The organism is Sterolibacterium denitrificans (assembly GCF_900174485.1).
In the GTDB taxonomy this organism is placed as follows: Bacteria; Pseudomonadota; Gammaproteobacteria; order Burkholderiales; family Rhodocyclaceae; genus Sterolibacterium; species Sterolibacterium denitrificans.
This window is the reverse complement of record NZ_LT837803.1, coordinates 2138967-2164424: the sequence shown is the minus strand read 5'-3', so window position 1 is coordinate 2164424 and position 25458 is coordinate 2138967. Positions and strand designations below refer to the sequence as shown.

General features: G+C 59.3%; 30 protein-coding genes and 1 pseudogene. 16 read left to right on the top strand and 15 right to left on the bottom strand.

Translation table 11 applies throughout. The features are described 5' to 3' along the window. Positions 1–62: 62 nt before the first annotated feature. The 8 genes and pseudogenes from qatB to SDENCHOL_RS09770 form a co-directional block, all read left to right on the top strand. On the top strand, positions 63–668 hold the full coding sequence (gene qatB, locus SDENCHOL_RS09810; RefSeq protein WP_197706894.1) for a Qat anti-phage system associated protein QatB: 606 nt from the start codon (positions 63–65) through the stop codon (positions 666–668). Further along, entirely contained in the window at positions 665–1942 is a 1278-nt protein-coding gene (gene qatC, locus SDENCHOL_RS09805) for a Qat anti-phage system QueC-like protein QatC (protein ID WP_154717065.1), read from the top strand. The genes qatB and qatC overlap by 4 nt, the downstream gene beginning before the upstream one ends. Continuing rightward, positions 1939–2715: a Qat anti-phage system TatD family nuclease QatD gene (gene qatD, locus SDENCHOL_RS14725; RefSeq protein ID WP_154717064.1), complete on the top strand. Its 777-nt coding sequence runs from the start codon at positions 1939–1941 to the stop codon at positions 2713–2715. The genes qatC and qatD overlap by 4 nt, the downstream gene beginning before the upstream one ends. Positions 2716–2801: 86 nt before the next feature. After that, positions 2802–3797 carry a hypothetical protein gene (locus tag SDENCHOL_RS09795; protein WP_154717063.1) on the top strand — a complete coding sequence of 332 codons (996 nt, stop codon included), beginning with the start codon at positions 2802–2804 and terminating at the stop codon, positions 3795–3797. Further along, positions 3791–4555 carry a hypothetical protein gene (locus tag SDENCHOL_RS09790; protein ID WP_154717062.1) on the top strand — a complete coding sequence of 255 codons (765 nt, stop codon included), beginning with the start codon at positions 3791–3793 and terminating at the stop codon, positions 4553–4555. Before SDENCHOL_RS09795 ends, SDENCHOL_RS09790 begins: the two co-directional genes overlap by 7 nt. 471 nt (positions 4556–5026) lie before the next feature. Next, positions 5027–5281: a type II toxin-antitoxin system HicA family toxin gene (locus tag SDENCHOL_RS09785; RefSeq protein ID WP_154717061.1), complete on the top strand. Its 255-nt coding sequence runs from the start codon at positions 5027–5029 to the stop codon at positions 5279–5281. 2 nt (positions 5282–5283) lie between these two features. Next, the gene (locus SDENCHOL_RS09780) at positions 5284–5622 is read left to right on the top strand and encodes a type II toxin-antitoxin system HicB family antitoxin (protein WP_154717060.1); all 339 of its coding nucleotides are present in this window, start codon (positions 5284–5286) and stop codon (positions 5620–5622) included. Between the two features lie 403 nt (positions 5623–6025). After that, positions 6026–6097: pseudogene (locus tag SDENCHOL_RS09770) on the top strand (DUF736 domain-containing protein); the annotation flags it as partial. Positions 6098–6144: 47 nt separating this feature from the next. Here SDENCHOL_RS09770 and SDENCHOL_RS09765 read toward each other — a convergent pair. From SDENCHOL_RS09765 to SDENCHOL_RS09735, 7 genes are all read right to left on the bottom strand, one after another. Then, entirely contained in the window at positions 6145–7185 is a 1041-nt protein-coding gene (locus tag SDENCHOL_RS09765) for an endonuclease/exonuclease/phosphatase family protein (RefSeq protein WP_154717059.1), read from the bottom strand. Positions 7186–7315: 130 nt separating this feature from the next. Continuing rightward, entirely contained in the window at positions 7316–8989 is a 1674-nt protein-coding gene (locus SDENCHOL_RS09760; RefSeq protein ID WP_154717058.1) for a PepSY-associated TM helix domain-containing protein, read from the bottom strand. A gap of 17 nt (positions 8990–9006) precedes the next feature. Next, on the bottom strand, positions 9007–9297 hold the full coding sequence (locus tag SDENCHOL_RS09755) for a hypothetical protein (RefSeq protein WP_154717057.1): 291 nt from the start codon (positions 9295–9297) through the stop codon (positions 9007–9009). A 1-nt stretch (position 9298) separates the two neighbouring features. After that, positions 9299–9577, bottom strand: coding sequence for a hypothetical protein (locus SDENCHOL_RS09750; RefSeq protein ID WP_154717056.1), 279 nt, complete (start codon positions 9575–9577; stop codon positions 9299–9301). 13 nt (positions 9578–9590) lie between these two features. Further along, positions 9591–10550, bottom strand: coding sequence for an alpha/beta hydrolase (locus SDENCHOL_RS09745; protein ID WP_154717055.1), 960 nt, complete (start codon positions 10548–10550; stop codon positions 9591–9593). A gap of 145 nt (positions 10551–10695) precedes the next feature. Further along, the gene (locus SDENCHOL_RS09740; protein WP_154717054.1) at positions 10696–10923 is read right to left on the bottom strand and encodes a TonB-dependent receptor; all 228 of its coding nucleotides are present in this window, start codon (positions 10921–10923) and stop codon (positions 10696–10698) included. Between the two features lie 416 nt (positions 10924–11339). After that, entirely contained in the window at positions 11340–11948 is a 609-nt protein-coding gene (locus SDENCHOL_RS09735; protein WP_154717053.1) for a hypothetical protein, read from the bottom strand. 151 nt (positions 11949–12099) lie between these two features. On the opposite strand from SDENCHOL_RS09735, the gene SDENCHOL_RS09730 reads away from it, so the two are divergent. Genes SDENCHOL_RS09730 through SDENCHOL_RS09720 form a run of 3 tightly spaced genes read left to right on the top strand, consistent with a single transcriptional unit; the run spans position 12100 to position 13623 of the window. Further along, positions 12100–12354 (top strand): hypothetical protein, encoded by a 255-nt coding sequence (locus tag SDENCHOL_RS09730; protein ID WP_154717052.1) that lies wholly within the window; start codon positions 12100–12102, stop codon positions 12352–12354. Continuing rightward, entirely contained in the window at positions 12351–13313 is a 963-nt protein-coding gene (locus tag SDENCHOL_RS09725; RefSeq protein ID WP_154717051.1) for a replication initiation factor domain-containing protein, read from the top strand. Before SDENCHOL_RS09730 ends, SDENCHOL_RS09725 begins: the two co-directional genes overlap by 4 nt. Then, the gene (locus SDENCHOL_RS09720) at positions 13300–13623 is read left to right on the top strand and encodes a hypothetical protein (RefSeq protein WP_154717050.1); all 324 of its coding nucleotides are present in this window, start codon (positions 13300–13302) and stop codon (positions 13621–13623) included. Before SDENCHOL_RS09725 ends, SDENCHOL_RS09720 begins: the two co-directional genes overlap by 14 nt. Here the strand turns inward: SDENCHOL_RS09720 and SDENCHOL_RS09715 are convergent, their stop codons facing one another. Beyond that, positions 13624–14094, bottom strand: a complete 471-nt coding sequence (locus tag SDENCHOL_RS09715) for a DUF2726 domain-containing protein (RefSeq protein WP_154717049.1) — start codon at positions 14092–14094, stop codon at positions 13624–13626. Positions 14095–14186: 92 nt separating this feature from the next. On the opposite strand from SDENCHOL_RS09715, the gene SDENCHOL_RS09710 reads away from it, so the two are divergent. The 5 genes from SDENCHOL_RS09710 (at position 14187) to SDENCHOL_RS09690 (ending at position 17456) form a co-directional block, all read left to right on the top strand. Beyond that, entirely contained in the window at positions 14187–14384 is a 198-nt protein-coding gene (locus SDENCHOL_RS09710; RefSeq protein WP_154717048.1) for a major capsid protein, read from the top strand. Positions 14385–14399: 15 nt separating this feature from the next. Next, positions 14400–14744, top strand: a complete 345-nt coding sequence (locus SDENCHOL_RS14510) for a hypothetical protein (RefSeq protein WP_154717047.1) — start codon at positions 14400–14402, stop codon at positions 14742–14744. 73 nt (positions 14745–14817) lie between these two features. Further along, the gene (locus SDENCHOL_RS09700; protein WP_154717046.1) at positions 14818–16125 is read left to right on the top strand and encodes a virulence factor TspB C-terminal domain-related protein; all 1308 of its coding nucleotides are present in this window, start codon (positions 14818–14820) and stop codon (positions 16123–16125) included. After that, positions 16122–16397 carry a DUF2523 family protein gene (locus tag SDENCHOL_RS09695; RefSeq protein WP_154717045.1) on the top strand — a complete coding sequence of 92 codons (276 nt, stop codon included), beginning with the start codon at positions 16122–16124 and terminating at the stop codon, positions 16395–16397. Before SDENCHOL_RS09700 ends, SDENCHOL_RS09695 begins: the two co-directional genes overlap by 4 nt. A gap of 3 nt (positions 16398–16400) precedes the next feature. Then, entirely contained in the window at positions 16401–17456 is a 1056-nt protein-coding gene (locus SDENCHOL_RS09690) for a zonular occludens toxin domain-containing protein (protein ID WP_154717044.1), read from the top strand. Between the two features lie 24 nt (positions 17457–17480). Here SDENCHOL_RS09690 and SDENCHOL_RS09685 read toward each other — a convergent pair whose 3' ends face one another. The 7 genes from SDENCHOL_RS09685 to SDENCHOL_RS09655 form a co-directional block, all read right to left on the bottom strand. Continuing rightward, a complete protein-coding gene (locus SDENCHOL_RS09685; protein ID WP_154717043.1) occupies positions 17481–17789 on the bottom strand; it encodes a BrnA antitoxin family protein in 309 nt (102 codons plus the stop codon). Beyond that, entirely contained in the window at positions 17749–18021 is a 273-nt protein-coding gene (locus tag SDENCHOL_RS09680; RefSeq protein WP_154717042.1) for a BrnT family toxin, read from the bottom strand. The genes SDENCHOL_RS09685 and SDENCHOL_RS09680 overlap by 41 nt, the downstream gene beginning before the upstream one ends. A gap of 329 nt (positions 18022–18350) precedes the next feature. Continuing rightward, the gene (locus tag SDENCHOL_RS09675) at positions 18351–18929 is read right to left on the bottom strand and encodes a recombinase family protein (RefSeq protein WP_154717041.1); all 579 of its coding nucleotides are present in this window, start codon (positions 18927–18929) and stop codon (positions 18351–18353) included. Then, positions 18926–20959: a TonB-dependent receptor gene (locus SDENCHOL_RS09670; protein WP_154717040.1), complete on the bottom strand. Its 2034-nt coding sequence runs from the start codon at positions 20957–20959 to the stop codon at positions 18926–18928. The genes SDENCHOL_RS09675 and SDENCHOL_RS09670 overlap by 4 nt, the downstream gene beginning before the upstream one ends. A gap of 377 nt (positions 20960–21336) precedes the next feature. After that, positions 21337–22209, bottom strand: a complete 873-nt coding sequence (locus SDENCHOL_RS09665) for a nucleotidyltransferase domain-containing protein (RefSeq protein WP_154717039.1) — start codon at positions 22207–22209, stop codon at positions 21337–21339. Beyond that, positions 22206–23057, bottom strand: a complete 852-nt coding sequence (locus SDENCHOL_RS09660) for a sulfotransferase family protein (protein ID WP_154717038.1) — start codon at positions 23055–23057, stop codon at positions 22206–22208. The genes SDENCHOL_RS09665 and SDENCHOL_RS09660 overlap by 4 nt, the downstream gene beginning before the upstream one ends. Positions 23058–23066: 9 nt before the next feature. Beyond that, positions 23067–25238 (bottom strand): tetratricopeptide repeat-containing sulfotransferase family protein, encoded by a 2172-nt coding sequence (locus SDENCHOL_RS09655; RefSeq protein WP_154717037.1) that lies wholly within the window; start codon positions 25236–25238, stop codon positions 23067–23069. Positions 25239–25458: the final 220 nt, after the last annotated feature.

Here is a 25458-nt window from a genome sequence, read left to right as displayed (position 1 = left end):
GTCGATTTTTGGGTGCAAATCGGAACCTTGGGGATTACGCGCGTAGCGGTGATGGCGCAAGCATGCGCCGCGGTCTTGGGCAGTACGTCAAGAAGGGATATGGCGGAAGTACCACAGCCACTCGTCGTATGGGTGGCACCGCACAGACTGCACAAGCACTGTACTCAGCACTCTCCGGGGGGCAAGGGAACCCGGCCACTGCAACCGGAAGCCCACTTGACCCTGCGCTGACCGCTGGCAGGTCAGCTAATGAGGTAATGGATGCTGTTGTAGAGGCCGTCCGCCCTGTCGACGGTACACAAGATGCAGAGGCAAGCCGGACATCGATAAAAGATGCACTTTCCGAAGTGCTCAATCAATTCCCGGATGCGGACCTGCTGAATCTGCAGCCAGAGCAACGCGAACTCGCTGTTGAGCGATTTGTCGCCGGTGACGTGTTTCGGCGGATTGACTTGGACATAGGGCGAACCATCCGTGAGAAGGCTCCGAACGCAGCAACGGGGCTGGGTCGGCTCAAAGAGGTTAGGGAATATGTTCGAGAAACGGTCTCGGCGTCATTTAGGCAGCTCAGAGAGGCTGGGCAGCGTTTGGCCGCAGGAAGGATCACGCAAATCGTCCAGAGCGCCATTCGTGAAACCTTCCAAGTGTTCGAAGGGTATGTTGAATGAAGATTACCTGTGCGCTTTCCGACTTTGACTTTGGTAGCATGGCCAGCGATTTGGATGTCGTCCTGTATGGCAACTCGGGCGACCCCATGCGCGGATCTGTTGGCTCTGCGTTGAAACAGGCCATTGCCCGTGAGAAGGTTGCTCCGGCGGCGCGGGCATGGGACTTATTGTCACTTGCACTGGCTGTCATTTCGTCCGATCTCGCAGGCCATAGGGATCGCAGTCCGGACGGTTGGACCAGAGAGTTCGATCTGACAATCTCGGTGGTCGATGCTCCATTTTGGAACGACAACGCCGAAACTCTGCAAAGATTGCTGGCGTACTTGAGCACGGATCGTTGGAAGCTTCGATTCGTTGAGGGAGGTATTCTTCCGCAGCCCGATCGGCAGTCGATACACCCAACTGAGGACTGCGTCGTGTTGCTATCCGGAGGTCTGGATAGTTACATCGGCGCGATTGATTTGGCCGAACAAGGAAAAAGGCCGCTCGCTGTCAGTCAGATGGTTCGTGGTGATGGCGAAAAGCAAGTGGCATTTGCTGCTGAGATCGGTGGAGGCCTGCGTCATTTCCAAGCTAACCACAACGCCGACGTTCCAGACCCGGAGAATCCGCCCTCGCAACGTGCACGTTCAATTATCTTTATTGCATATGGCGTATTTATGGCGACGACGTTGGCTCGCTATCATGCGGGCGACGAGGTGACGCTGTATGTTTGCGAGAATGGATTCATTGCGCTCAATCCGCCGTTGACGGGTGGGCGACTTGGCAGTCTGAGCACACGAACAACGCACCCCATCGTTCTTTCGCTATTGCAGCAGGTATTGGATGCTGCTGGTCTTCGAGTTCGGATTGTCAATCCGTACCGTTTCAAGACCAAAGGCGAGATGCTCAAAGAGTGCCTCAATCAGCCATTACTTGTCGCACATGCATATCAGACCACTAGCTGCGGTCGATTCAAGCAGTTCGGCTACAAACATTGCGGTCGTTGTGTGCCGTGCCTGGTTCGTCGAAGCGCTTTTAACGAATGGCTTGGCCAAGACTCCACGTATTACGTCTACGATAATCTTGCGTTGGACGACGACGAACACGCAGGGTTCGACGATGTCCGCTCGGCCTTGATTGGTATTGGCGAGCGTCGGGAAATGGGTACAGCTCGTTGGCTTGGTGCCACGTTGAGTTCAAACCTAGTGATGGACAAGCCTGCGCTCATAGAAGTTGTCCAGCGCGGATTGGCGGAAGTTGAGTCTCTGATGCTTGGGCTGAATGTACGGTGATTGACTTTCATGCACATCTCGACCTTTATCCCGACCCACATGGAATCGTGAAGGAAATTGCAGAGCGCGGAATGTACGTTCTATCAGTTACGACTACACCCAGCGCATGGAGGGGTACTTCTGCACTTGCTACACCAAGCTCGCGCATAAGGACTGCGCTGGGGCTGCATCCGCAAATTGCACACGAGCGAATCGGTGAACTGCCGCTCTTTGACCTGCAATTGCATGAAACCATGTACGTCGGTGAGATCGGTCTCGATGGAGGCCTTGAGTTTAAGCAACATTGGCAGACGCAGTTAACAGTATTCGATCACATATTGAACGCATGTCGAGTTGCCGGTGGCCGGATCATGTCTATCCACAGCCGTCGTGCGGCGTCGGCTGTACTGGATCGGTTGGAGGCGCATCCGGGAGCGGGCACTCCGATTCTTCATTGGTTTTCGGGGAGCAAGCGAGAGCTGCGGCGTGCAATCGTATTGGGCTGCTGGTTCAGTGTTGGACCGGCCATGCTAGTCTCAGAGAAGGCGCGTGCGCTTGTGAGGGACATGCCGAGGGACCGTGTTCTGACCGAGACTGATGGTCCGTTCGCGCAGATTGGCGGGCAGAGTGCTAAGCCATGGGATGTGGGTACGGCGATAGCTCAGCTTACCGAATTGTGGGGAGACATGTCTGAGGAGGATTTGAATAGGCAGCTGCATGCCAATCTGAGGCTCTTGGTAGCCGCTGGAAGGTGCGCAGAGCGGGGACGGGGTGCTACTGATATTTTGAGGTAGATAGCCTTGCTCCAAGAATCCAATAACACCAGACGGCACGATAACATGTGCTTTGTTATCGTGCTGAATTGTGTTATAAAGATCGCATGAAATCGCTCGACATCGCCGTTAAGGAGTATCTGACCGAGGTCCTACCCATCCGGGAGGTGGAGATTCACCCCTACCCTGGAGTGGAGTCGCTGCCTTACTTTCTGAGAGATTCTTACGACGTTCGAGAACTCAGCCTGCTAGGCACACGCTTGTTGATGGCAATTCAGCGCGCTGGTGAGAAGCTTCCTCTGGCGAACGTGCGAACCCAGCTTCAAAAAATGGAGGCGATCACTGGATTACCAGTGGTCTACGTTGCCTCCGCGATGGCTTCTTACGAGCGCAAACGCTTGATCGAGCATCACGTGCCTTTTCTTGTTCCGGGTAACCAGCTCTATTTGCCGGACTTGGGTCTTGATCTCCGGGAGCACTTTCGTAAGCCGCCCCTGGTGGATCAGGAGGCTCTGAGTCCATCAGCGCAGGCCATCGTGATAGCAGCCTTGATGCAGCGCCCGTGGCGTGATGAATGTGAAGCAACAGGATTGGCGGGGGGACTGGGCTACACCGCGATGACATGGTCACGAGCCACCAGAGAGATCGCGGGCGCTAGCATTGCAGATGTTCAGACTTTGGGTCGTGCGCGACAACTGAAGTTCATTCACGGGCCACGAGAGACCTGGGAACGCATTCGTCCTAGACTCCGGTCGCCAATCAAGCGCACGGTATGGGCGTTGTCGTCTGTGCCTGAGCAAGCCCCCTCGACCAGGCTGGCGGGGCTGTGCGCGTTGGCCGCACAATCCATGCTAACTGCACCTCGGACCACCTGCTTTGCCTTCGACCTGGCTGGGTGGAAGGCCGCGCTTCACAGTGGATGGAAGGAACTCACGGGGCCCGATACCGGCGCAAGCGAGGTGCAAATATGGGCCTATAACCCAGGCGTTCTGGAAAACAGCCCTTACGTCGACCCATTGTCGCTATGGCTCAGTTTGCAAGCCACGAGCGATGAACGGGTTCAGTCGGCACTCGATGAATTGATGGAGACCCTGCCATGGTGAAGGGACTGGACGTGTTCCAGAGCTGGTTCGCGGACCACGCTGATCAGTACGTGTTGATCGGAGGGACCGCGGCAAGTCTCACCATGGAAGACGCGGGGTTGGATTTTCGCGCCACAAAAGATCTCGACATTGTGTTGCATGTGGAGGCGCTGACGCCTCAGTTTGGGCAGACGTTCTGGCGCTTTGTCGAGGCAGGTGGGTACGGCATCCGTCAGGCAAGCGATACGGGCAAGCCAGTCTTCTATCGATTCCAGAAGCCGGCTGACCCGAGCTTTCCTTTCATGGTGGAACTGTTTGCGCGAACACCTGATGGACTCGAAATCGCCGAGGGTAGCCAGTTGACGCCGATCCCTCTGGATGAGGCGGTGTCCAGTCTGTCCGCGATCCTGTTGGATACCGACTACTACGACTTCATCATGGGAGGGCGACGCGTCGTGGCGGGTCTGCCATGGGTCGGAGAGGATCGCCTGATCCCGTTGAAGGCCGTCGCTTGGCTGGAGCTTTCCGCCAGGAAAGAGGAGGGGGAAGCCGTGGACTCGAAAGACGTGCGGAAGCACCTCAACGATGTGCTTCGCCTGTCGCAACTGCTGGCGCAAGACACGCGCATCGAGGTGACCGCACGAATCGCCGATGACCTCTCGCGTTTTCTCGATGCACTGAGGGCCGATGACTCCATCGACCCAAAGACGCTGAAGCTTGGAGATGTTACTGTTACAGACTTGGCTGCCCGTATTGCGCGTGCGTATGGTCTCGCTTGAGTTTGATTTGCTTCGTCGTAGTTGGGCTGCGATTCGATAAGTTTTTCAAAGTAGGTGCCTTCGCGGCTGGAAGTGATAGGTGACGATTGATGGACTGGAATAGCCGCCGCGCAAACCGAGTCCATCACACGCGCCAACAAAAGCACTTATTTTTTGACGGTAAAAGTGACGGTAAAGTGTGATGATGAGAACAACAAAAGCTAGTTTCCATGCGGGTTTTAAGACATCGGAAACAATCGAGTGGGAGTGAAGGTGTTAATTAACTCATTGAGTTATAACGATAAATTTAGGTTAATTGAGTTTTCCACCTGCATCATCAATGGTATTTTTCATGGTATCCAGAGGGCATGCCATTGAAAAAATCGCCAATACCATGTTCAGTTGCACGATGGCTTCATGGTATTGCCCGTGCCCCCAAAGCGCATGCTTTTATCTTGCTGGTTGATACCACTTCTTGCTACCATTTGAAACATGAAGCGAAAGCACCAGCGCACTTTGGAGTCGATTTTTTCCCGGCCTGTCTCGGCCAATGTCCGCTGGGCCGACATCGAGGCGCTGTTCATTGAGTTGGGTGGGCAGGTTGCCGAACGGGAAGGATCACGGGTGTTGGTGCGCTTGTTCGGCGACAGGCGGGTGTTTCACCGGCCACACCCGAAGCCGACCACGGACAAAGGTGCAGTGGAGTCCATCCGCAAGTGGCTGGAAGATCACGGAGTCAAACCATGAGCATGAACAATACCATGATGATCGACGGCTATCAGGCCGTCATTACCTTTGACCCGGACATCCAAATGTTCCGGGGCGAGTTTCTCGGCCTGAACGGCGGAGCGGACTTCTACGCCAAAGATGTGAGGGGCTTGCAGCGCGAAGGCAAGATTTCGCTGAAAGTGTTTCTGGATGCCTGCGCCGAGGACGGTGTCGAACCGCGCAAGCATTTCTCCGGCAAATTTTCCCTGCGGGTCGATCCGACCATTCATGAAGCGGTGGCCATCGCCGCCGCTGCGCATGGGCAGAGTCTAAATCAATGGGCAGAAGACGCGCTTCGGCAGGCAGCCTTGGCGACTTGATTCCATTGGGTTTTTCCCCACATGGTATTTCTCATGGTATCGGCAGAATGCAGTCAATCAACCTTTTGATTTTTAATGTGGTTTTTGGCTCTTCGACGATCGAGTGGGAATGAATTAGCCTAGTCTCACGCCGCTTCAAACAGTTTCAAAAGTCGCGAAAATCCAAAGTGTGATAGCAACTTAGGTGAATCGGGGTATCTCGTCCTGTTTCACCCAAGCTCGCGCGTTTGACGGTAGTCGTCTGGATCGTGCCCGGCGCGACGTGGAGCGGGGCGTGTCATCATTGCGCGCCAAGGTGGAGAAGCGAGCCGCCGCGGCCGAGGCATTGACGTTCGCCGGCTGGTCGGAGCGCTATTTCAAACACAAGGCCGACCCCAAGAGCGGCGCTGAGCAGCGTGCGGCTGCCCGCCTGATCGAAGGAGAGAACGGCACGCACGACTTGATCTGGTCGCGCAGCAAGCCCCAGGCGGCGTGACCGTCGCAGCGCTCCGCCACTGCGGCGGGGCGCCGGTCCCTCGGGTATTACGCCAACGTGCCCAGGTAGGCATCGGTGTCGTCGATGCCCAGTTCGATCCACATGGGCAGGTGGTCGCTCATGCGATAGGTGCGCCAGTCCTTGAAGCTGCGGCCGGGTTTCTGGGCACGTTCACCGGCGTAGGCCGCTTCGTCTTCGAGCCGGTAGACGTGCTCGAAGAAGTCGAACACGCCGGCCTGGCCGGTCGGCTTCAGACGCGCCAGGCGCTTGTAGTAGGCGATCTGATCGTAGTGCTTGTCCTTGGCGACGTTCGAGCCTGGGATGGCGTTCAATTCCTCGGGGACGACGAACCCGGCCTTCGTGATGGCTTCCATGGTCACGTCCTTGCGGTTGAAGATGTTGAAGTCGCCCAGCATGAGGAGGTTGTCCGGCAGCGGTGGCGCACCGGGTTCGTACTGCGGCGCGCCGGAGAGCTTGGCCGCGTTCTTGGCGATCGTCTTGCTGAATGCCGTGATCTCGGCCAGCCGGCGCGGGTCGATGGCCACGCCCTCGCCGTAGTAGATGTGTACCGTGGCCAGCGTCAGGTAGGCCCAGCCGGCGCGGAATCCCGCCACGTAGGGCGAGCGCGCCAGTTGCACGGGCTCCTCCTGGGCGTTCTTCTCCTTGGGCAGCACCAGCTCGGCCGCCAGGCCAGTGAAGTTCACCTTGCGGCGGTCGAACAGATAGGCCATCCGCTCCGTATTGCCGGACGTGCCCAGCGTCACGTCGGTGACGAGGAAATCCCAGTCGTCGCCCAGCAGGCGTTTCAGGCGCTGCAAGGGATAGAGGCCATCGCGTACTTCCTGAATGGCGATCAGGTCGAAGCGGCTCAGGATTTCGGCGATGTAGTAGTACGGCTCATCGCCCCGGTAGCCATACTTGCCGGAATCGAACTCGCGGATGTTCCACGTTGCCAGCAGCAGCGTGTTAGTGGCCGTGCGCGTCGGGATGGCATTGGCCAACGCCGGGCGCAGGCGCTGCAAACCCTCGATGGTGCGTCGGCGAACCGCGGCGTCCTTGATCTTCTTGAGTCCGGCGTAGTAAGGCATGTCTCCTCCAGGTCTGGCCGCATCTATCCGGCCGTGTCCGCTATTGCTCGGGCCTATTCTATTGAGCAGTAGGCTGGGCGGCTAATGGATGGTGCCTTCCCTTTCCTTCTGCAGCCCCATCACCTCCTCTTCAAGACGATACCGATGACACCCGGGCCGCAGATGTCGGCAGCGCCGGTGCGTCGCTGGCCGCCGACCAGATGCTGTCCGTTCGGCCTTGCCGGACCCGTCGCGTGGTTGCTCGGGCCATCCAGGCGAATGCGGCGGCGCCGGCCAGGGCGGTGAGGTCGACGCCCAGGCTGGCGGCGGAGGTGTTCGCCCACAGGTCGAGCGCGGGGAACAGTATGCCGCACAGCGTGGTCAGCGGAATCGCCAGCGTGGTTGCGCAGGCCAGCCAGAGCAGATGGACCGAGGCGCGCGCCGCGCCGCCGAGGAATGCCCAGGCGATGCAGGCAAAGAAGCTGAGGTAATACAGCAGGTGCGCACCATCGACGGCGCCGCCGAACAGGGCATGCAGCCACTTGCTGCCGGCGATGGCCAGCGAGATGCCGCAGACGCTGCCCAGGCAGATGCCGACGGTGGCCGCCGCCATCAGGCGCGTGTCCCGGCGCTGGACCGGCAATTGGTTTTCGCCCTTGGCCTGCTTGCGGCGGCGGGTTTCCACCCAGAGCAGGTTGCCACTGTAGAAGAGCCATGCGCCGGCGAGGCCGAGCAGGAAATACATCCACTGCACCGCCGTGCCGCCGAAGGAGGCCATGTGCAGGGCGAAGAAGCTGGAGATGAACAGGTTGGGCGTGTCCTGCCGCCCGGGCAGGAAATCGCTGCTGAGCACCTTGCCGGTATACGGGTCGAGCGCCAGGAAGCCGCCGCGCGCGCGTGGCGAGACGCCCGTCTCGTCCTTGCCCCAGACGCGGACGACGGCACGCGGGCCGGTCGCCTGCAGATATTGCAACTGGCTCGCCGCGAAGCCGGGGGCGAAGTCCTGCGCGCGCGCCAGCAGTTCGGTCGGCGCGAGCATGGCGGCCGGATCGCGCGGCGGCGGTGGCAAGGTTCCCTCCGCCGGCCGGGCGCGCGAGGACGCAGACGACCATTTGCCATCGTGGATCAGCTTGTCCTGCAGGTAATAGAAACCGTCGTGATAGGCGAACACCACGGAGCTCAGAGCCATGACGATGTGGAACGGCAGGCTGATGATGCCGACGACGTTGTGCGCATCCAGCCACATGCGTTTGATGTTCCTGCCGATGCGCAGCGCGAAGAAATCCTTGACCAGCGAGGGCAGCAGCACGATCACGCCGGACACCAGCGCCAGCGTGTAGAGCGCGGCGATGACGCCCATCACCCAGCGGTTCGGATCGCTGTCCACGGGCAGGCCGACGACCCGGTGCAAGGTGTCGATGAGCGCGGGCATCGACGACGGGTGCTGTTCGAGCACCTGCGCGCCGCCGCTGGCGTCGAGCGTGGCCGTGTAATGGCGCATCGAGGATTCGTCGTGATCGTCGGCGCCGGCATCGTCTTCCCTGACCTGCCAGCTCATGCGCGCCGGCAGATGTTCGGCGTCGCGCAGGTGGATGCTGAAGTCCCGCGCGCTGTCCGGATGCGCGGCCAGCGTGCGGACGAGCAGTTCCTGCGCCTGCTCCAGGCTGACGTAATGCAGCGTGCTCGGCGGCGCGGCCCAGCGCGCCAGCGGCTCCTTGAAGACGGTCAGCGCCCCGGCGTAGAAGGCGATGAACAGGGCGATCCCGGCGACGATGCCGGTCCAGGTATGGACGGATTTGTAGATGCGGATGAAGTCGCTTCTCATGAGGATTCCCGTAGGGTTCAGGTCGTGCGCAGCGCGAGCATCAGGCCCAGGATCAGCGCGCTGGCGCCACCCAGCCACAGCCAGGCGCGCAGACCGCTGGCGAAGAAATAGACGCCGCTCATCACGCCGAGCCAGACCGGCGCCAGCAGCCACATGGCCAGTTGGCCGAGGGTGGGGAGCGGCATGCCGGCGAACCCGGTTACGAGCAGGCCGCTGCTGCCGAGGGCGATGAGGCCGCCGCAGACGAAACCGGCCAGGGTCTTGGACAGCCAGTCGCGTCGGATGGGAGGATGCTTTCTCGTCGTCATTTCAGCGCTTGCCTCCCTTGTGCAGCAGCGCGCCGATGTAGGGCTGCAGCGAAAACACCAGCATCAGGAAGGTCAGGAAGACGAAGCTGGCCGTCACGCCCTGCAGCGTCTGCCGCAGGGCGAACCAGCCCAGCGCCAGCAGCAGGACGCCGCCGAGGTAGGCCGGCCGGCCGGGCAGGGGCCGGGCCAGCCAGCGCTGGTTCGGCGAAGCCAGGTAGATTGCCGTGCAACCGAGGAACAGGGTCAGCAGGGCGATCGGCATGAATATGAATGCGTTCATGGGGCAAGGATGTTCAGGGTTGTTCGAGAAAAAACTGCAGACCACGACTGAGTGCCGGCAGCCAGACCGGACCGTGATCCTCGCCGGGCAGTTCGTGATAGACCACCTTGTTCGCCCAGCCTGGCGTTTCACTGAGCTTCGCCACCAGTTCGCGGGCAGGCGGCAGCATCGAACGACTGGCGATCATCGCCCGCATCTCGGGGGTGTAGCGGCCCTTGGGCGGGTCGTCCTCCAGCGCGCCGACGCTGATCTGCACTCTGGGACGGACATCGCCCTGCAGCAGTGCGGGCAGTCCGCCGAGCAGCGCCTTGTTCTGCCACCAGATCGACGGGCTGGAGGCGATGAAGGTAGAGAAACTGCCGGGGCGGGTGAACAGGGCATGCAGGACGAACAGGCCGCCGAAGGAGTGACCGAAAATCGCCTGCCGGCTGCGGTCGACCGGATGCGCCGCCTCGATCAGCGGTTTGACTTCGCCTTCGATGAAATCGAGGAAACGCGCGGCGCCGCCTTCGCTTGGCTCACCCTCGCTTGCGCCGCTTCCGTCTGCGTCCGCTGCATCGAATGTGCCCGGCGTGCCCGGCGTGTAATCGCGGCGCCGGGCCGGTACGTCGAAATCGTCGTCGCCCGGATAGCCGATCCCGACCACGATCGGCGGCACGTGGCCGGTCACCTCGCTGCGGCTGGCCGCGCTGCGTGCCAGGAAGGCCGCGACGGGAAAGGCCGCATTGCCGTCCAGCACATAGAGCACCGGAAAACCGTTTGCAGGAACCGGAAAAGCCGGCCGCGAGACGAACAGGCGGTAGGCGTGTCCGCTGGCCGCGCGCAGGTCGAACTGCCGGGCCGCCGGCACGAGGACGGGTGCCCAGGCGCCGGTTTCAGCCCCCGCCACAGCGCCTGCCTGCGCCGGAGAGATCGACGCTGCCGCCAGCGCCAGCGCGCACAGCAGCGGGTACAGGGCAGGGAAAGGTTTCATGGAATGGGTTGTCGTCGAAACTGAAAGAACGCAAAGCGCGGAAAGCAGGCAGCGATCTGGCGAAAAGGGCCGCCACCCTGCGAGGCGGCGGCCCGGCGACATCGAGGCCGACAGTCAGGATCGGCGCTTGTGCCGTTTCATCCCATTACCAGAACGACACCTTGGCCGACAGCCGGAAAGTGCGTGGCGCGCCGGGCATCACGAAACCGTCGCCGAAGGTGCCGATCCAGTAATCCTTGTCGGTCAGGTTTTCCACCGAGGCGTTGAAGTGCACCGGCGTGCTGCCGAAGCGGGTTGCGTATCCGGCGTTCAGGTCGAGCCGGTTCCAGGAGGGCAGGCGCAGCGTGTTGGCGGAATCGACCCTCTCCGCCACTTTTCAGCACCTCCGCTGCCTGCAGTCTTCATCATCGCATGAGCTGCAATCCCCTGGACAAAAGGGAGCCATACGGCCCGCCTCTCCGGGTTCTTCTCTGTCACCAGTTCCGATGCGGCCCATACCCGGCGCTCATCTTCTTGGATCAGTTGCGCCAGCTTGACGCAGGCAAAACTGGGCAGGCCGCGCTTGCCTGCTCTGGCGTTCGATAGGTTGGTCTGCTGAAGTCCGAGCGCGTCAGCTAGTGCTGTTACGCCTCCGACTGCCTCTATTCCCTTCGATATAAATTCATTCAGCGTCATTTTTTTGTCCTTGACATATCAAAATTGATACCTTATAAACCGCTCACGTCGTATCAATTTTGATATTGTTTCAAATTTGGCACGCCGCCATCCTGCCCCACCCGGCAGGCCACGTCAAGGGGGAGAGAAATGACGCCCGATGAGATTGTAGTAGAGCTTCGGCGACAGCGAGCCATGCGAAGTTCGACCTGTCCGTGCATGCTTCTGAAGGATTTGATGCCGCTGCTCGATGAATTCGATCGGTTGCGCGAGCTGGTAAGTCACTCCAAGAGTGATGCGCATGGCCAGCTCGTGGCTTCTCCAGCTGGTGGATCCATATGAGCCCGGTTGCCGTTCTTTTTGCTCGCGCAGACAGTAATTACAAAGCTCTGCCTGGCGTTGATGTCTGGGATTCACAAAGGGATGCCCGCCTTTTCCCGGGTGGTTGCCCCGTGATTGCTCATCCGCCTTGCCGTTCATGGGGCCGGCTTCGGCATTTTGCAAAGCCTGCGCCTGGTGAGTCTGATCTTGCCTTTTTTGCTGTCGACCAGGTTCGCCGTTTCGGTGGCGTTCTTGAGCATCCAAAAGGTTCTCTTCTGTGGTCTGCTGCTCATCTTCCTGCGCCTGGTCGTTTTGATGAATATGGCGGATGGACTTTGCCGATTTATCAGCATTGGTGGGGTCATCGAGCAGAGAAAGCCACTCTGCTATATATCGTCGGCTGCAAGCCGTCTGACATTCCACGGATGCCGATGTGTTTAGGGGAATCCTCTCACGTTGTTGCTTCAGTGTCGCGGTGTCGGCCAGAGATCACACGTTCTGAGCGCGAACACACGCCGCCAGAGCTCTGCACCTGGTTGGTTGAGCTGGCGGCGAAGTGTGAAGGTGGATCCGTATGAGCCGCGGTCGTCCAGCTTCCAAAACCTACTTCCTCGCCCGCCAGGCGGATCTGTTCCCTGATCCGGCCTATCAGGCATACCTTGAAAAGCGCTATCCGTACCTTCGCGCAATGCGCGAAACCCTGATCCGGGACAGCCGGGACGGCGGCGCAGCCGCCGGCCTGGCGGCCCGGGTCGGGGCCTTGCCCCCCTGCACTAACAGGGGGGGAAAGGTCGAACCGGCCAAATTTGAAGGAATGACGAAACCATGAAAAATCAAGGGACTGCAATCATTGACTGGTTGAGCTTCACATGGGAAGGCTGGAGCGATTGCAACGTCGACAAGATGGTGCGCCTCTGGCTGCGCGAATGGATGCGTGAGCCGCTGGCCGGCGAATCAGGAAATGGCCTCTACGGCTTCGAGCATTCCGTGACGTTCTACAGCTTCGACTTTGCCCTTGAAGAGGTGCCCGTGGCGATTCTGGCATGGGGCGGTGATCGCCAACGCGGCCGCTGCTATTTGAGCATCAATGGCACCGGCTGCAGTCTCATCAAGGATTGGCAGTGCGTCCAGCGCATCGCGGAAAGTATCAAGGCCCGGATCACCCGCGTAGACGTCGCGGTCGATGACGTGCAGGGCGAAATGATCCGACTGGATGAAATGCCCGCATGGTACGAAGACGGCAAATTCAACGCCGGCGGTCGCCGACCGACTTACAAAGTCGAAGGCGACTGGTTCACCGACCTTGGCGCAGGCCGCACGTTCTACGTTGGTCGTAGGCAAAACGGCAAGTACTGCCGCGTGTACGAGAAGGGCAAGCAACTCGGCAACCGTGAAAGCCCGTGGGCGCGGTTTGAAGTCGAAATTCATAACGTCGACCGAGTGGTGCCGCACGATGTGCTGACGAAACCCAGTGAGTATTTCGTTGGCTGTTACCCGATCTGTGAAACGCTGGTTGACGTCGGTGAAGAGCGCATCAAGACGCTACGCGCAGAGCACGAAATCAGCCTTGATCGGCTGCGCGGTTACTGCCGCATCGCCTACGGAAAACTGATCCACGTCATGCGTCTCCAGGCGCAGCACGAACCCGGTTATGACGAGTTGAAACTGATTGACGAATTGTGTGTGCAGGGCCTGCCGCGTCGGCTGGCGAAAACCGCCTTGCACATGCTTAAAACCGCGCCGCCGGCGGGCGCACCACCGCAGGGAGTAAATCATGGAAATGTTTGAAAAAGAGCAAGTGATCTCGGGCGTCGCGTTCTTCGACGGCAACATCGACGGCAAGCAACTCAACAGCGGCACGCTGTTCATCTTGCAGGAACTGGATTCAAGCAAAGGCACTGCAAAGGGTCAGCGCACGGTCGAAAAGAAGTGTGACAGCGCGGAAATCGTCAAGCGCATTCAGCACCTGGAATTCCCGCTGCGCTGCAAAGTGACGTATGAGGAACGAGTGAGCAAGGGTAGTGAACGGATGGTGGTCGTTGACTGCGTTCCTATCGGCTCTGCTCGCATGCCTGATCCGGTCAAGAAGGTTGCCTGATTAATGCTGAATGCCAAGAGCAGCCGGGATGTCTTCGACGGATGGAATGTCTTTTTGCCTCCATCGAATTACCGTGTATCCGGCCCCGTTCAATGCCGCGTCTTTTTCTTTGTCCGCGTGCCTTGCTCGGTCGCTTTCGTGGGAGCTGTCGTCGAGTTCGATGATGGCAATCACATCGAATGCCGGGGAGCAGATTACGAAGTCTGCATATTTTCGGCTGATCTTGTTAAAAGTGCTTTGCCAGTCCTTGCCTTTCTTGATTCCCACGATTGCGGACATGCTGACCTGTGCCAGGACGGGATTGTTTGGCAACGCCTTCAGCAGCTTGTAGTACAGCGCTTTTTCGGCTTGGGTGAGTGGTTTTTTCTTGTAGTAACTCGCACCAGTTCCTTTTTTGCTGGCGAGCTTTACCAGAAGCCCGATGACTGCAATGAGGATGATAAGTGGGGCCAGGGTGATAAGCGTGTCCATTGGTTTTCCTGTTTATCAAGAGTTCAAGAATTTGACCGTTTCGGTCAAAACCCTGCCGGGGGGATTCCCGGCAATTGTATGAGGATTTCATCATGAAACTGAAAAACAAACTGGCCCTCTTGGCCGTTCCCCTGATGTCTTTTGCGGTTTCCGTCCATGCCGCTGTTCCTGCGGAGGTTACGACTGCTTTGTCGGACGCGAAAGCGGATGCAGTGACTGTCGCTGGCACTGTCATCGGCATCGTGGTTGCGATCGCCGCTTTTCTGTTCATGCGTCGCGCAATCAAGTAACTGGAGTAAACGACCGTGGGCGCTCTGCATTTTGGGAAGTGTTACGAGACTTCACAGGCTGCGGATGCTGCCCTCTGGTCTTCGGTGGCCCCGGTTGTTGTGCCGGGTTCACCGACGCTTCTGCAACCGAACCCGCCGCCGTTTTTTCATGTCGCTGAATTCGTCAATGGCTCTTGGCTGCTGCGCAAATACGAGGGCAGCACTCTCAAAAGCTCTCACGCCGTGCCGGCTTCCAATTATCAGACTTGCAACGTCGCTGAATCTGCCACCGATGGTTTCATTCTTGCCTGGGCCGTTGTTGCAGTCTGGGGTGCTGCATGGGCTATCTCGATGCTGCGCCGTCCTCTCTCGATGAGGTAATCATGAGCCTGACCGATCCCTATTTCCTCGCTGCCTTTCTTTCCGTCGTCGGCGCTGCCTGGATCATATTCAGATGAAATTTTTCCTTCTTCTTTTTCTTGCGCTCGTCATGCCTGCTGCGCATGCGGCGGCGTTGGCCTTGGTTCCCCAAGCTCTCCCCGAGAACATAAAAGTTCGTGCGCCTCTTTCAGCGGCTCCAAAGTTTGCACCAGTTGGCAAACTTCTCATCGGTAATGGCTCGGTTGCCGGCTCTGCTGTCGCTGCAAACCAAACGATGGCCAGCATCGGTAATTCATCGTTCCCGGTTTCGATTGCTCGCGGCGCTACTCCTTCCGCGCTTGCTGTGCTCGGTCGAAATATTCTCCGTCTCTCCGGCTATGGCGCGTTGGCTATGCTCGGCCTGGATTTAATTCAGGAGCTTTTGCAAGGCGATGACGATCAGATTTGGATTGATCCACCCCAAAGCTTGGCCGGTCTTCCTCATATCAATAGCGTTCTTCCTGGCGGTTTGCCTGGTAGTGTCAAAACTCAGTCCTGCGGATGGGATCAAAACTATCAAGCCACGGTTGATTGTGCTAATGCTTATCTTCCCATTCGTAAGCCGTTTGCATACTCGCAAGGTTCCGATGTTGTTGTTGGAAAAGTTTTCTACATTTATAAGCTTTATTACTGCGAGACAGGTCTTTATTTCGACGGTTCTCAATGCGTTCCTGGCGCTCCTGTCAGTGGCCGACCTCCTACTGATGAGGAATTAGAAACGCTCATTGCGCAGCACTTGATAGACGAGGATCGCGGTGGCGACTTCCTCGAAAAAGCCATTCAGCATAACCCTGACCTCTGGCCCGATCTTGGCCCTGTCTCTGTTAGTGGGCCGGCTTCCGTACCAGGAGAAACTACAGTAACGACTGCTGTAGGCCCCGAAGGAACGACAGTCACGGAAACTCAAACCGATTACGACTTGGGTTATGCCGGTGACACGATGACTGTTCAGCAACGCTTGAAAACTACGATTACTGCGCCAAACGGTGCTGTGACTGAATCGACTGCTGTTTCTTCTGGCTCTGCTGAAGCCACTGCCCCTGTTTCTGAGAAATCCACATTCTGCCGAGATTTTCCGAATGCTTCAGCATGTGCTGAATTGGGCCAATCGGAAAATTCTGCAGAATTGGGAAACGAGGAACGAGATTTCGATTTCGATCAAGAGCTGAGCGAATCGGGCTCCTGTCCGTCCGCGCTGCAGCTGAACATTCTGGGCAATTCGTATCATTTGGAATGGACGCCTCTTTGTGATTTGGCATCGGGTGTCCGGCCTGTTGTTATTGCGATTTCCTGGCTGTCTGCCGGTGTTTTCCTGTTCGGCATTGGGAGATCAGCTGCATGAGCTGGGCCAGCTTCATCAGTGGATCCATCGGCGCGTGGGCTGTTAAGGCTGTGACTAGCATTGGCGTCGGCACGGTAACCTATGTCGGCTTCTCTGCTGCTAAAAATGCGATTTCCTCAACGATTACTGCGTCTCTTGGAAACCTCGGCGGCGGCGCTTATCAGATTCTCGCCCTGGCTGGGTTTATAGATTCAATCGGTATCTGGCTTGGTGCGATGACAGCAGCGGTGACGCTGCTGTCTTTTAAGAAACTGGCGCTGCTGAACGGTTAAGCGATGCTGACCATCATCACGGGTACACCTGGCGCAGGGAAAACGGCGTATGCCGTTTCCTGCCTGGCTGACCTGCTGGAAGAAGAGTCCCGCCAGGCTGACCTGCTGGAAAAAGAACCGCGCTCGGTCTACGTTGTCGGTATTCCAGAGCTCGTTCTGCCGCATGAAGTCGCGCCGGAAGTCTCCGCCTGGACGGTTCTTTCACCCATTCCAGAAGATGCCTCGATCTTTGAGGCTGAATTCACGTTCCCGGATGGATCGTTGATCATCATCGACGAGGCCCAGAAGATTTTTCGGCCGCGCTCGGCCAGCTCAAAAGTGCCGGCGCACGTCTCTGCTTTCGAGAAACACCGTCACAAGGGTCTGGATTTCTGGCTGATCACACAGCACCCCGGCTTGCTGGATTCCAACATTCGTAAACTGTGTGACAAGCACATTCACCTGCGCGGCCACTGGGCCGGCCGCGAGCTGCTGGAGTGGTCCGGGGTTGCCGATCCAGAGTCAAAGTCTGACCGCGCGTCAGCGGTTCGACTACTCTATACGCTGCCGAAAAAAGCATTCAGCCTGTATAAGTCTGCATCGGTGCACGTCAAACAATCGAGGCGGCTGCCGCTGGCCGTTTACGTGTTTCTCGGTTTCGTGGCGCTGGCGCTCTTCTTGGGATGGAAGACCTATAACCGCGTCAGTTCTGCGATCTCCGGCGAGACGCAAGAAATAGAGTCCTCTTCCTCGTCAGTCTCTCCAACATCCTTTTCTTCTTCCCGATCCGCATCCGGCCAGGTCTCTGAAATCTCGTATCAAGATTTCTTACCACGGTTTAAGGGTCGGCCCGAGTCAGCGCCGATCTATGACAGCGTGCGGAAAGTGATCAACGTTCCGCACGTTGCCGGCTGTGCCGCGATGCTCGACCGCTGCACCTGCTACACCGAACAGGCCACCGACTCCGGCCTGAACGATGCAGAATGCCGCGCCTGGCTGACGCGCCCGCCGTTCCAGCCCTATCGAGCGATCTACCCAGTCGATCAGCGTTCGCCGAAAGCTGATCAGGGTTCTGTCTAAAGCCAGGCTTGCAAAATGGGTAAATTAGTGTGCCTTGTGTGCCTCAACGTAGGCGCGCAAAACGGCATTCATACGTGTCTGCCAGCCTTTGCCGGTGGCCTTGAAGGCTTCCACCACGTCCGCGTCATATCGCACGGTCAGGGCTTGTTTTGTGCTTTCCGCCTTGGGGCGACCACGGGAGATCGCTTTCTTCAGCTCGGCAGCGCCTTTTCGCTGTGAAACCGGCTGCTCGCCGATTTTCCACTCGCCTTGCTCAAAGAAGTCGTTCGTCAGTTCCGGCGCATCGTCCGGATCAATCCAGGGCTTGGGCAAATTTTGAGATTTCGCGTTCATTGGCTTTCCTCATGCTGATGATGCGGCGAGCTTCGCCGCGGGGCGTCCAGACCATCACTACCATCCGGCCATCCAGAACGCCAACGGTGTTGAATCTCGGCTCGCTGTAGTCAAACCGAGCATCTTCCGCAGTTACATTCACTCCCGCAAACACCTCACCGGCACGGGCGAAATCGAGTCCCCGTTCGGTGAGGGTTTTGTTGCGCTTTTCAGGATCAAATTCTATCTGCACAATATAAATCGTAGTTACGATAATTCACGCTGTCAAGTTGGGGGCAAAAATTGATCCTCTCATTGGCGCTTCCTCGCTCCCTCCCCGCAGGGGAGGGCGGGGGGAGGGGAGGTTTTCAAGACATGCGAGCGCGGAGAGTCCTCATCCCCGCGCAGTTTTTAGCATCCCCCCACAGTGCCCCTCACCCCGTGATGGGGGCGCTGTGGGGGGATGCTGCGCGGGGATGTGTGACTCGAGTATGTCGACCGACTGCGCGGCCAGGACAAGCGGAAGACATGACAGCACGCCTCACCGCTGGCGTGGCTTCTGCGCTGGCGGCGCATCGTTCATCAAACTTTATTCGGTCGTCTGTTTGCGATCTGTCGCCTGATCGTTCTTTTTATGCTTGAAATATGCACGTTGTATTCTCTGGCAAGTGCAGTTTTTGTGTACGTTCCGGTTTCCCACTTTCTCATCATCTCCGGTTGCAGCTCAATCGGGATCCCGTAAGGTCTGCCCAGCCTTACCCCATTTTTCACGGCGGCTTGCATCCCTGCGCGGGTTCTCTCCCGGATCATTTCGCGCTCGAACTCGGCGAACGCGCCAAGAATCTGTAGCATCATCCGTCCCGCTGGCGACTTCGTTTCAATCGTCTCTGTCAGACTCACGAAATGCGCCTGTTTCGCTTCGATGATTGCCAGCACCTCCAGTAAGTGTTGCAACGACCTGGCTACTCGATCCAGCTTGAAAACCACCAACGTATCACCGCGCCTTAGTTTCTTCAGCACGTCGGCCAGTACCGGCCGCCGTCGATCTCCGCCGCTGCGCTTCTCTTCAAAAATCACAGAAACCCCTGCAGCTTTCAGCGCTTGTACTTGAGCGCGTGTTTCTTGCTCCTGAGTTGAAACGCGTGCGTAACCATATATCATATCAATGAATCAAAAAAAATCCCGGTATAACCGGGATTCGTAATTTGGATGGGTAGGTCGTATTCCACCCATTGCGAGCCGGTGTAGATCACGCGGCCGCCCACCGTCAGGCCCTGCACCGGGGTATCCCAGTCCAGGCCGATGCGCGCGCGCCACTCGGGCACGCCGAAGGTGTCCTTGCCGGTGGTGGTGAGCGAAGCAGTCTTGACCTGGCGCGACTCGATGTGGGTGATGCCGCCCAGCAGCGACAGCGTGGACGCGACCTTGCCATAGGCGCTCCATTCCGTGCCGGTCAGGCGCTGCATGCCGCCATCCACCAGGGTAGAGATAGGCGTGGCGCCGTTGCTGATGTACGAGGCGCGTTCGATCTCGTAGACGCTGAGGGTGTGCGTGAGCTCGCCGGTTTGCAGCTTCACGCCCAGCTCCTGCTGCTTGGTTTGCCTGGGCTCCAGATTCGCACCCGTGTTGGTATAGCCTACGCCCACCACCTGGCCCGGTTCCAGCCCTTCGGTGTAATTGCCGAAAAAGGACAGCCAATCACCCCATGGGCGCACCACCGCCGCCACCATCGGCGAGAGGCGGTCCGACTCGTACTTGGCGAGCGGCTGCTTCACGTTCTGCTGGCGCGCGCCCACGGTCAGCAGCACTTTGTCTGCGGCAAAGCTCAGGGTGTCGGCCAGCGCCAGCGAGGTGAACTCGTTTTCGGTCGTGTAGGTCGGGGCTGCCGGCGCGGCGGGGAAGACCGGCGTGACGGGGTTGTAGATGTTGGTTTCGTAGCAGTACTGGCAGGGCCTGTTGGTCGTGCCTTCCTTGTGCTCGAGGACGTTCCACGACAACTGCACGCGGTGCTTGACGCTGCCGGTCTCGAACTTGCCGATGATGCCCGCTTCGGCGGTTTGGCGTTCCGACTTGGTATGTACGTGATAGATGGCCCCGCGCGTCGTGCCGTCGGTGCCGATGACGATGGCGCGGGTACCGAACAGCAGGCCCTGGCCTTCGGCTTCCGAACCGCCGGCGGCCACATAGCCCTGCCAGTTGGGGTTGAAGTCGAATTCGGCGCGAGCCAGATAACCGCTGTTGTCGTATTCGCCATGGGTGCCGCGGAACATGTTCGTATCGCCATGCGGCGGGGGCAGCAGGATGTTCAGGGCCGGTGCCGCCGGCAGGCTCGCCGCCAGTACTGCCGGTGCCGCCGTCGTGAAGGTGAACATGCCGGGGCTGCCGTTTTCGATCTCGTTGGTGCTGGAATACAGGTCCAGCGAGGCGCGGAAGTTGTCACCCAGATAGTCCAGCGCCAGCCCGCCCATCTTGCGCTTCTGCTTCTCGCCATCGGCGCCCATCTTGCCGTCGCCATACACGCCGTTGAAGCGCAGGCCCAGGCGCTGTTCGTCGCCGAAGCGCTGGCCCACGTCGGCGTGAATCTGGCCGTAGGACTTGCTGTTGAGACTGAAGGTGAGATCGGCGATCGGCTTGCCCAGGGCGCGCTTCGTCACCATATTGACGGTGCCGGCCACGCTGGAAGCCGGCGGCATGCCGGAGAGCAGCACGTTCGGGCCGCGCATCACTTCCACGCGCTCGAACAGTTCGATGGGCACCGAGTTGGCCGGGGCGATGCCGTACAGGCCGTTGGTGGCGATGTCCATCGCCGTCACGTCCAGCCCGCGCAGGTTGAAGTTCTGCAGCAGGTGGTTCTTGTTGGTGGTGAAAACCACGGCCGAGTCGTTTTCCAGCACGTCCTGCAGCGTCATGGCGCCCCAATCTTCGGCCAGTTCGCGTGTGTAGGCGTTGACGTGTACCGGCGCATCCGTAATGGCCGTCGCGCCCAGAATGCCCAGTCGCGCGCCTTTGGCAGCCTTGCGGCCCGGGGCCAGGGTGGGCAGATCTTCGCGCTCGTAGGTGTCGCGCACGACGACTTCACCGAGGCGTTTTTCCGTTTTTTCTTGGGCGAAAGTCGCCGGGATGAGCGCGGCCTGCACGGCCAGGACTATCGTCAGCGGCTTGATCGAGCGGGGGAAAACAGTATGTCGCATGTTGACTCCAGGATGAGCGCGCGGGCTGGCGACTGCTGGCTCGCGTGAGCGTTGTTGTTTTTTCATATGCACCACGTCTTCCGGCGGGACATTACAGGCACTGGGGCATCCATTCAGGGCCTGGCTGGAGGACATGCGCGTTGGAACGAAATGGAACGAAGGAAAGGAACGAAATTATTCCGGGGGGCGAGTATAAACGAGAACGGTTATCATTAGCAATATAGTGATAGTTCCGCGACAAGTCTCGCCGACCCATACAGCAGGCGAAACTCGATACAACGCTCGATGGTGTGGATGACCTGCAGATGCTGGATGCCGCTGCGCGCCTATATCGTTAGACAGGCGGCGTTTCTGCTGATTGCCGATTGCAATGAGCCTCAGCGGCCCGGATCGGGCGCGTCATTGCGCTCATTGCGGGACGCTGCAGGCGATGCTGCCGATCCCACCGATGCTGCAAGCGCCTGCTGCACCAGTTTGCCGAGTTCCTGCTGCAAACCGGCCATTTCATCGGTTACTGCCTGCAGCGCGCCGTCGGCGGCGGCCTTGAACAGGGTGGTCGCGCGATATTCGTAACGTTCGGGGCGCAGCGTGAATTCCCGGATCAGCGTGCTGTTGCCCTTTTCCAGCAGCGGATACTGGCGGTTGATGGCAAACAGCACGATGTTCGAGAAAAACACGAATGCCGAACACAGGGCGACGAGATGTTGAACCTCTTCCGCTCGCCTGATTTTCCGGGCATGCATCAGGGTGATGGTCGTTTGCGTCAGAAAGGTGCTGGCGAGCGAGCGCATCAGCGGTGGCGGAAAAGGCCAGGCCAGTTGCCGCAGCCTGCTCAGGCAATGCGCGTGTTCCTGGCAGATTTCCAGGTGGATGAGATGAGTGATCCGGCAGGTGCTCAGATCGCCATGGGGAAACAACTGGCGGATGTACCAGCGGAACTTGCCCTGCCGGGACAACTGGATTTCCCGTTCGATCAGGTTCAGATCCTTCTGAAAGATTTCCAGTTTTCTGCCGGCGATCTGCGCGCTGACGAAGCCGGCCTGATTGCTGATCTTTCCGGCATCCGCGAATGGCTGGAGGGCGTCGGCCAGTTGCGCGGGCGGGATTGCTTCGCCGGCCGCGCGAAACACGACGAAATCGTAGTCGGAGTTTTCATTCGCCGTGCCGAGTCCGCGCGATCCACCCAGCGCCACGGCGCTGACGCGGTCGACGGCCGAGAGAGCCTGGACGAGTTCCTGCAGGTTTTTCATTTGCCCGGCCAGTAACCGAATCTTTTGCCGAAGTGGTTCAGATGTTGTTCTATTTCTTCGATCTGGGCTTCGTTCAGGGTGTTTTTGTAACGCGCAATTCTTTCCGTCGAAATGGGCTTGGTATAGGCGTCCGACCAGAATGCGCCGCTGAACGGATCCTGTTCGCGGGCATCCTTGTCGAAGTTTGCCGCCGCGGCATGTTCCGGAAGAAAATCCATGGCACGCTCCCGGTCGTAGCGTGCGCCGGAAAACTGGCTGATTCGAGCGAGTTCCTTGCCGGGTTCCTGCATGAAATCTTCGTACTTTACGAAGATGAGCCGGTTGCCAAAGCGTTCGGCATTGTTGAAAACATTCGCATAGTAGGCGGAATAGCTTTCGCAGTATTGGCGAATGGTCTTCAGCGCGGTTTGCGGGCTGGCGATCTTGTTTTGGTGATGGCGCTTGGCAACTTCCATGATGGAAGCGATGACGTCGCGAGGATCGCGGACGATCACGATGAAGCGAAAATTTGGAAAGTGTTCAGCGAGTTCGTGAAAATGGTAGGTGAGTTCCGGATGCTTCAGGATCAGAAGCTCGGGATCGTTGTATTTGACGGAGACGGTCAGGAGGTATTGGCGCACGTTGAGCCAGATGAGCTCCCTGAAATTGCGAACGTGCCCGAACTGATCGGCATGCCGTACCTCGTAGCGGGTGAGGTTCCAGCGGTAGAGCCGCATGATGTCGGACAGGAACCAACTCTCCGAAATATAGGGATTGCTGTTTTCCGCCGTGCAAAGAGCGCGGTGTATGACGGTCGTACCGCTGCGCATTGCCCCGCCGATGAGCAGGACGTTCTGTTTTTTGTTCATGGGATACTTTCAGGAATAGGAGGCAGGAACCAAATCCCCCAGCGCCTCCAGCAGCGGGCCGAGGTGTTTTTCGTAGTGGCGCCATTTTTCCACCGAGGTTTGGTAGATCGGCTGGCGTACCTGGGTCACGCTGGCGGTGCGCACGCTGCGCTCGGTCTTGTGGAAATCCATGCAGGCCGCATCCCACGGCAGCTCGCAATAATCGAGCAGGGCGCGGGCCTGGCCTTCCTGGTCGGCGACCAGCGCTTCGTACTGGATTTCATGAAACGCGCCTGGGGGCAGCACCTCGCGCCAGTGCTGCATCAGCCGGGCGTAATTGCGGTAGTAGCGGCCAAGCTCGGCAAGGTCGTAGCTCTGGTACTGGCTGCGGCCGAACAGCCGCGTGTAGCACGACAGGCAGGTATCCACCGGATTGCGCTTGACGTGCACGATTTTCGCCTGCGGCAGCATCAGGTGGATCAGCCCCAGGTAGTTGAAATTTGCCGGCATCTTGTCGGTGATGCGCGCCGCGGCCGGCGCGCGTGCCTGCAGGCCGGCGATATAGCGTCGCCCCATCTGCTGCAGCGCGGCCGGCGTGATGTCCTGCAGGTTCAGCGGATAACCGGCGGCCTGCGGCTCGTCGTCCGGCGGGTTCGGCGAGTCGCAAGGATTGCCGGCGATCCTGATGATGTCGTGCAGCTCGCCCGCGCCATGTACCAGCGGATGGCTGGCGAGGATGGTTTCGGTCAGCGTCGTGCCCGAACGCGGCATGCCGAGGACGAAAATCGGCAGGTTCGATGCGCAGCCCTCGCCCCGCAGGCGGTCGATATTCTCCTTGCTGAAGAAGCCGCGGATGGCGTCTCCGATCGACTCGGTGCGCTCGGCGCTGTAGTCGATCCGCTGGCGCTTCAGCCGGCAGCCGGCCTGATAGTGGTGGAAGGCCAGGTCGTACTGCTTTGTGTCTTCGTAACACTTGCCGAGCGCGAAATGCAGCGGCAGCGCCTTGAGTTCCGGCAATTCGTCGATTTTCGCGCCTTCGGCCACCAGCGCGGCCATGTTTTCGTCCCCCTCGCGCACCTTGTCGACTTGCGCCAGCGCCAGGCGCGCGCCCAGTAGCCCCAGTGGCGTTTCCTCGCTCAGGTGCAAAGCCCGGCGAAAATCCGCTTCGGCGCCTTGCAGGTCGCCCAGCTCCATGGACAGATGGCCGCGGCCAAGATAGGCGCTGGGCAGGGTGGGATCGAGCGCCAGGGCCTGCGTGAATGCCTGGCGGGATCGTTCCGGATAGCCGGCTTCGTTGTAGATCCTGCCCAGCAGTACGTGCGCCGGCGGGCATTTTTTCGGCGGCGCCAGCGTCAGCGCCCGTTCGGCCATGGCCTGCGCCTCATCCAGCGCCCCCAGTTCCTGTTGCACCTGCGCCAGGCCCAGGCAGGCTTCGGCATGGTCCGGCTTCAGCGCCAGCGCCCGGCGAAAGCCATGGGCGGCCTTGTCGAACCGTTCCAGCGCCAGAAAAGCCGTGCCGAGATTGCAATGCGCCTCGGCGTAGTCCGGCAGGCGTTGCAGCAGGGGCAGCAGGAGCTGGATCGCGGCTTCCGGCTGCTCGCTCTCGGTCAGCACGCTGGCCAGATTGTTGCAGGCCTCGGCATGGCCGGGCTGCAATGCCAGCACTTGCCGGTAACGGGCAATCGCGCCCGGCCGGTCCTTCTGGTCGCGCAGGATGCTGCCCAGGTTGTTGAGCGCTGCCGGCAACTGCGGATCGAGCGCCAACGCCCGCTCCTGATGCGCCCGCGCCTGCGCCAGCGCGCCCTGGTCATAACAGGCAATGCCCAGATTGCTGTGCGCCAGCGCCAGATCCGGCGCCAGGGCCGCCGCCCGTTCCCCCTGGGCAACCGCTTCGTCGAGGCGCCTCAGCAAGCGGTACATCTCGCACAGGTTGGCCCGGTACAGCGCCTCATCCGGTGCGGCATCCACCGCTTGCCGCAACAGCTCGGCCGCCAGGTCGGTCCGACCGCCCTGATGCAGGACGACGCCCAGCAAATGCAGGGCCGGTGCATGGCGGGGCGCTGCGTGCAGGATGCGCCGCAATAGCGCCTCCGCCTCGGCCAGCCGGTTTTCCCTCTGATAGCGCAAGGCCAGGGCAAACGCTTCCGGCAGGGAGACTCGCCGGTCGGTGGTCGCGGCAGGCTGGGGAGTGGCTGCTGACATGGATGGGATGGCCCGGATGGCAAAGCGCTGGATGCCGAAATTCTACCCTGAGCCGCGGGTTGCCCATGGGGTCTTCCTCCGGGCGTTGCGCAGCCCCGATCCCGTCCAAAAAAATTTTCCGACCCGGTAGATTAACTATTGCTAAATGGGTATATCATTAGTAAATTAAAACTTTTTGAAACAACTTTTTCAGCGTCGCGGCGTCGGTTTTGCAGCCTCA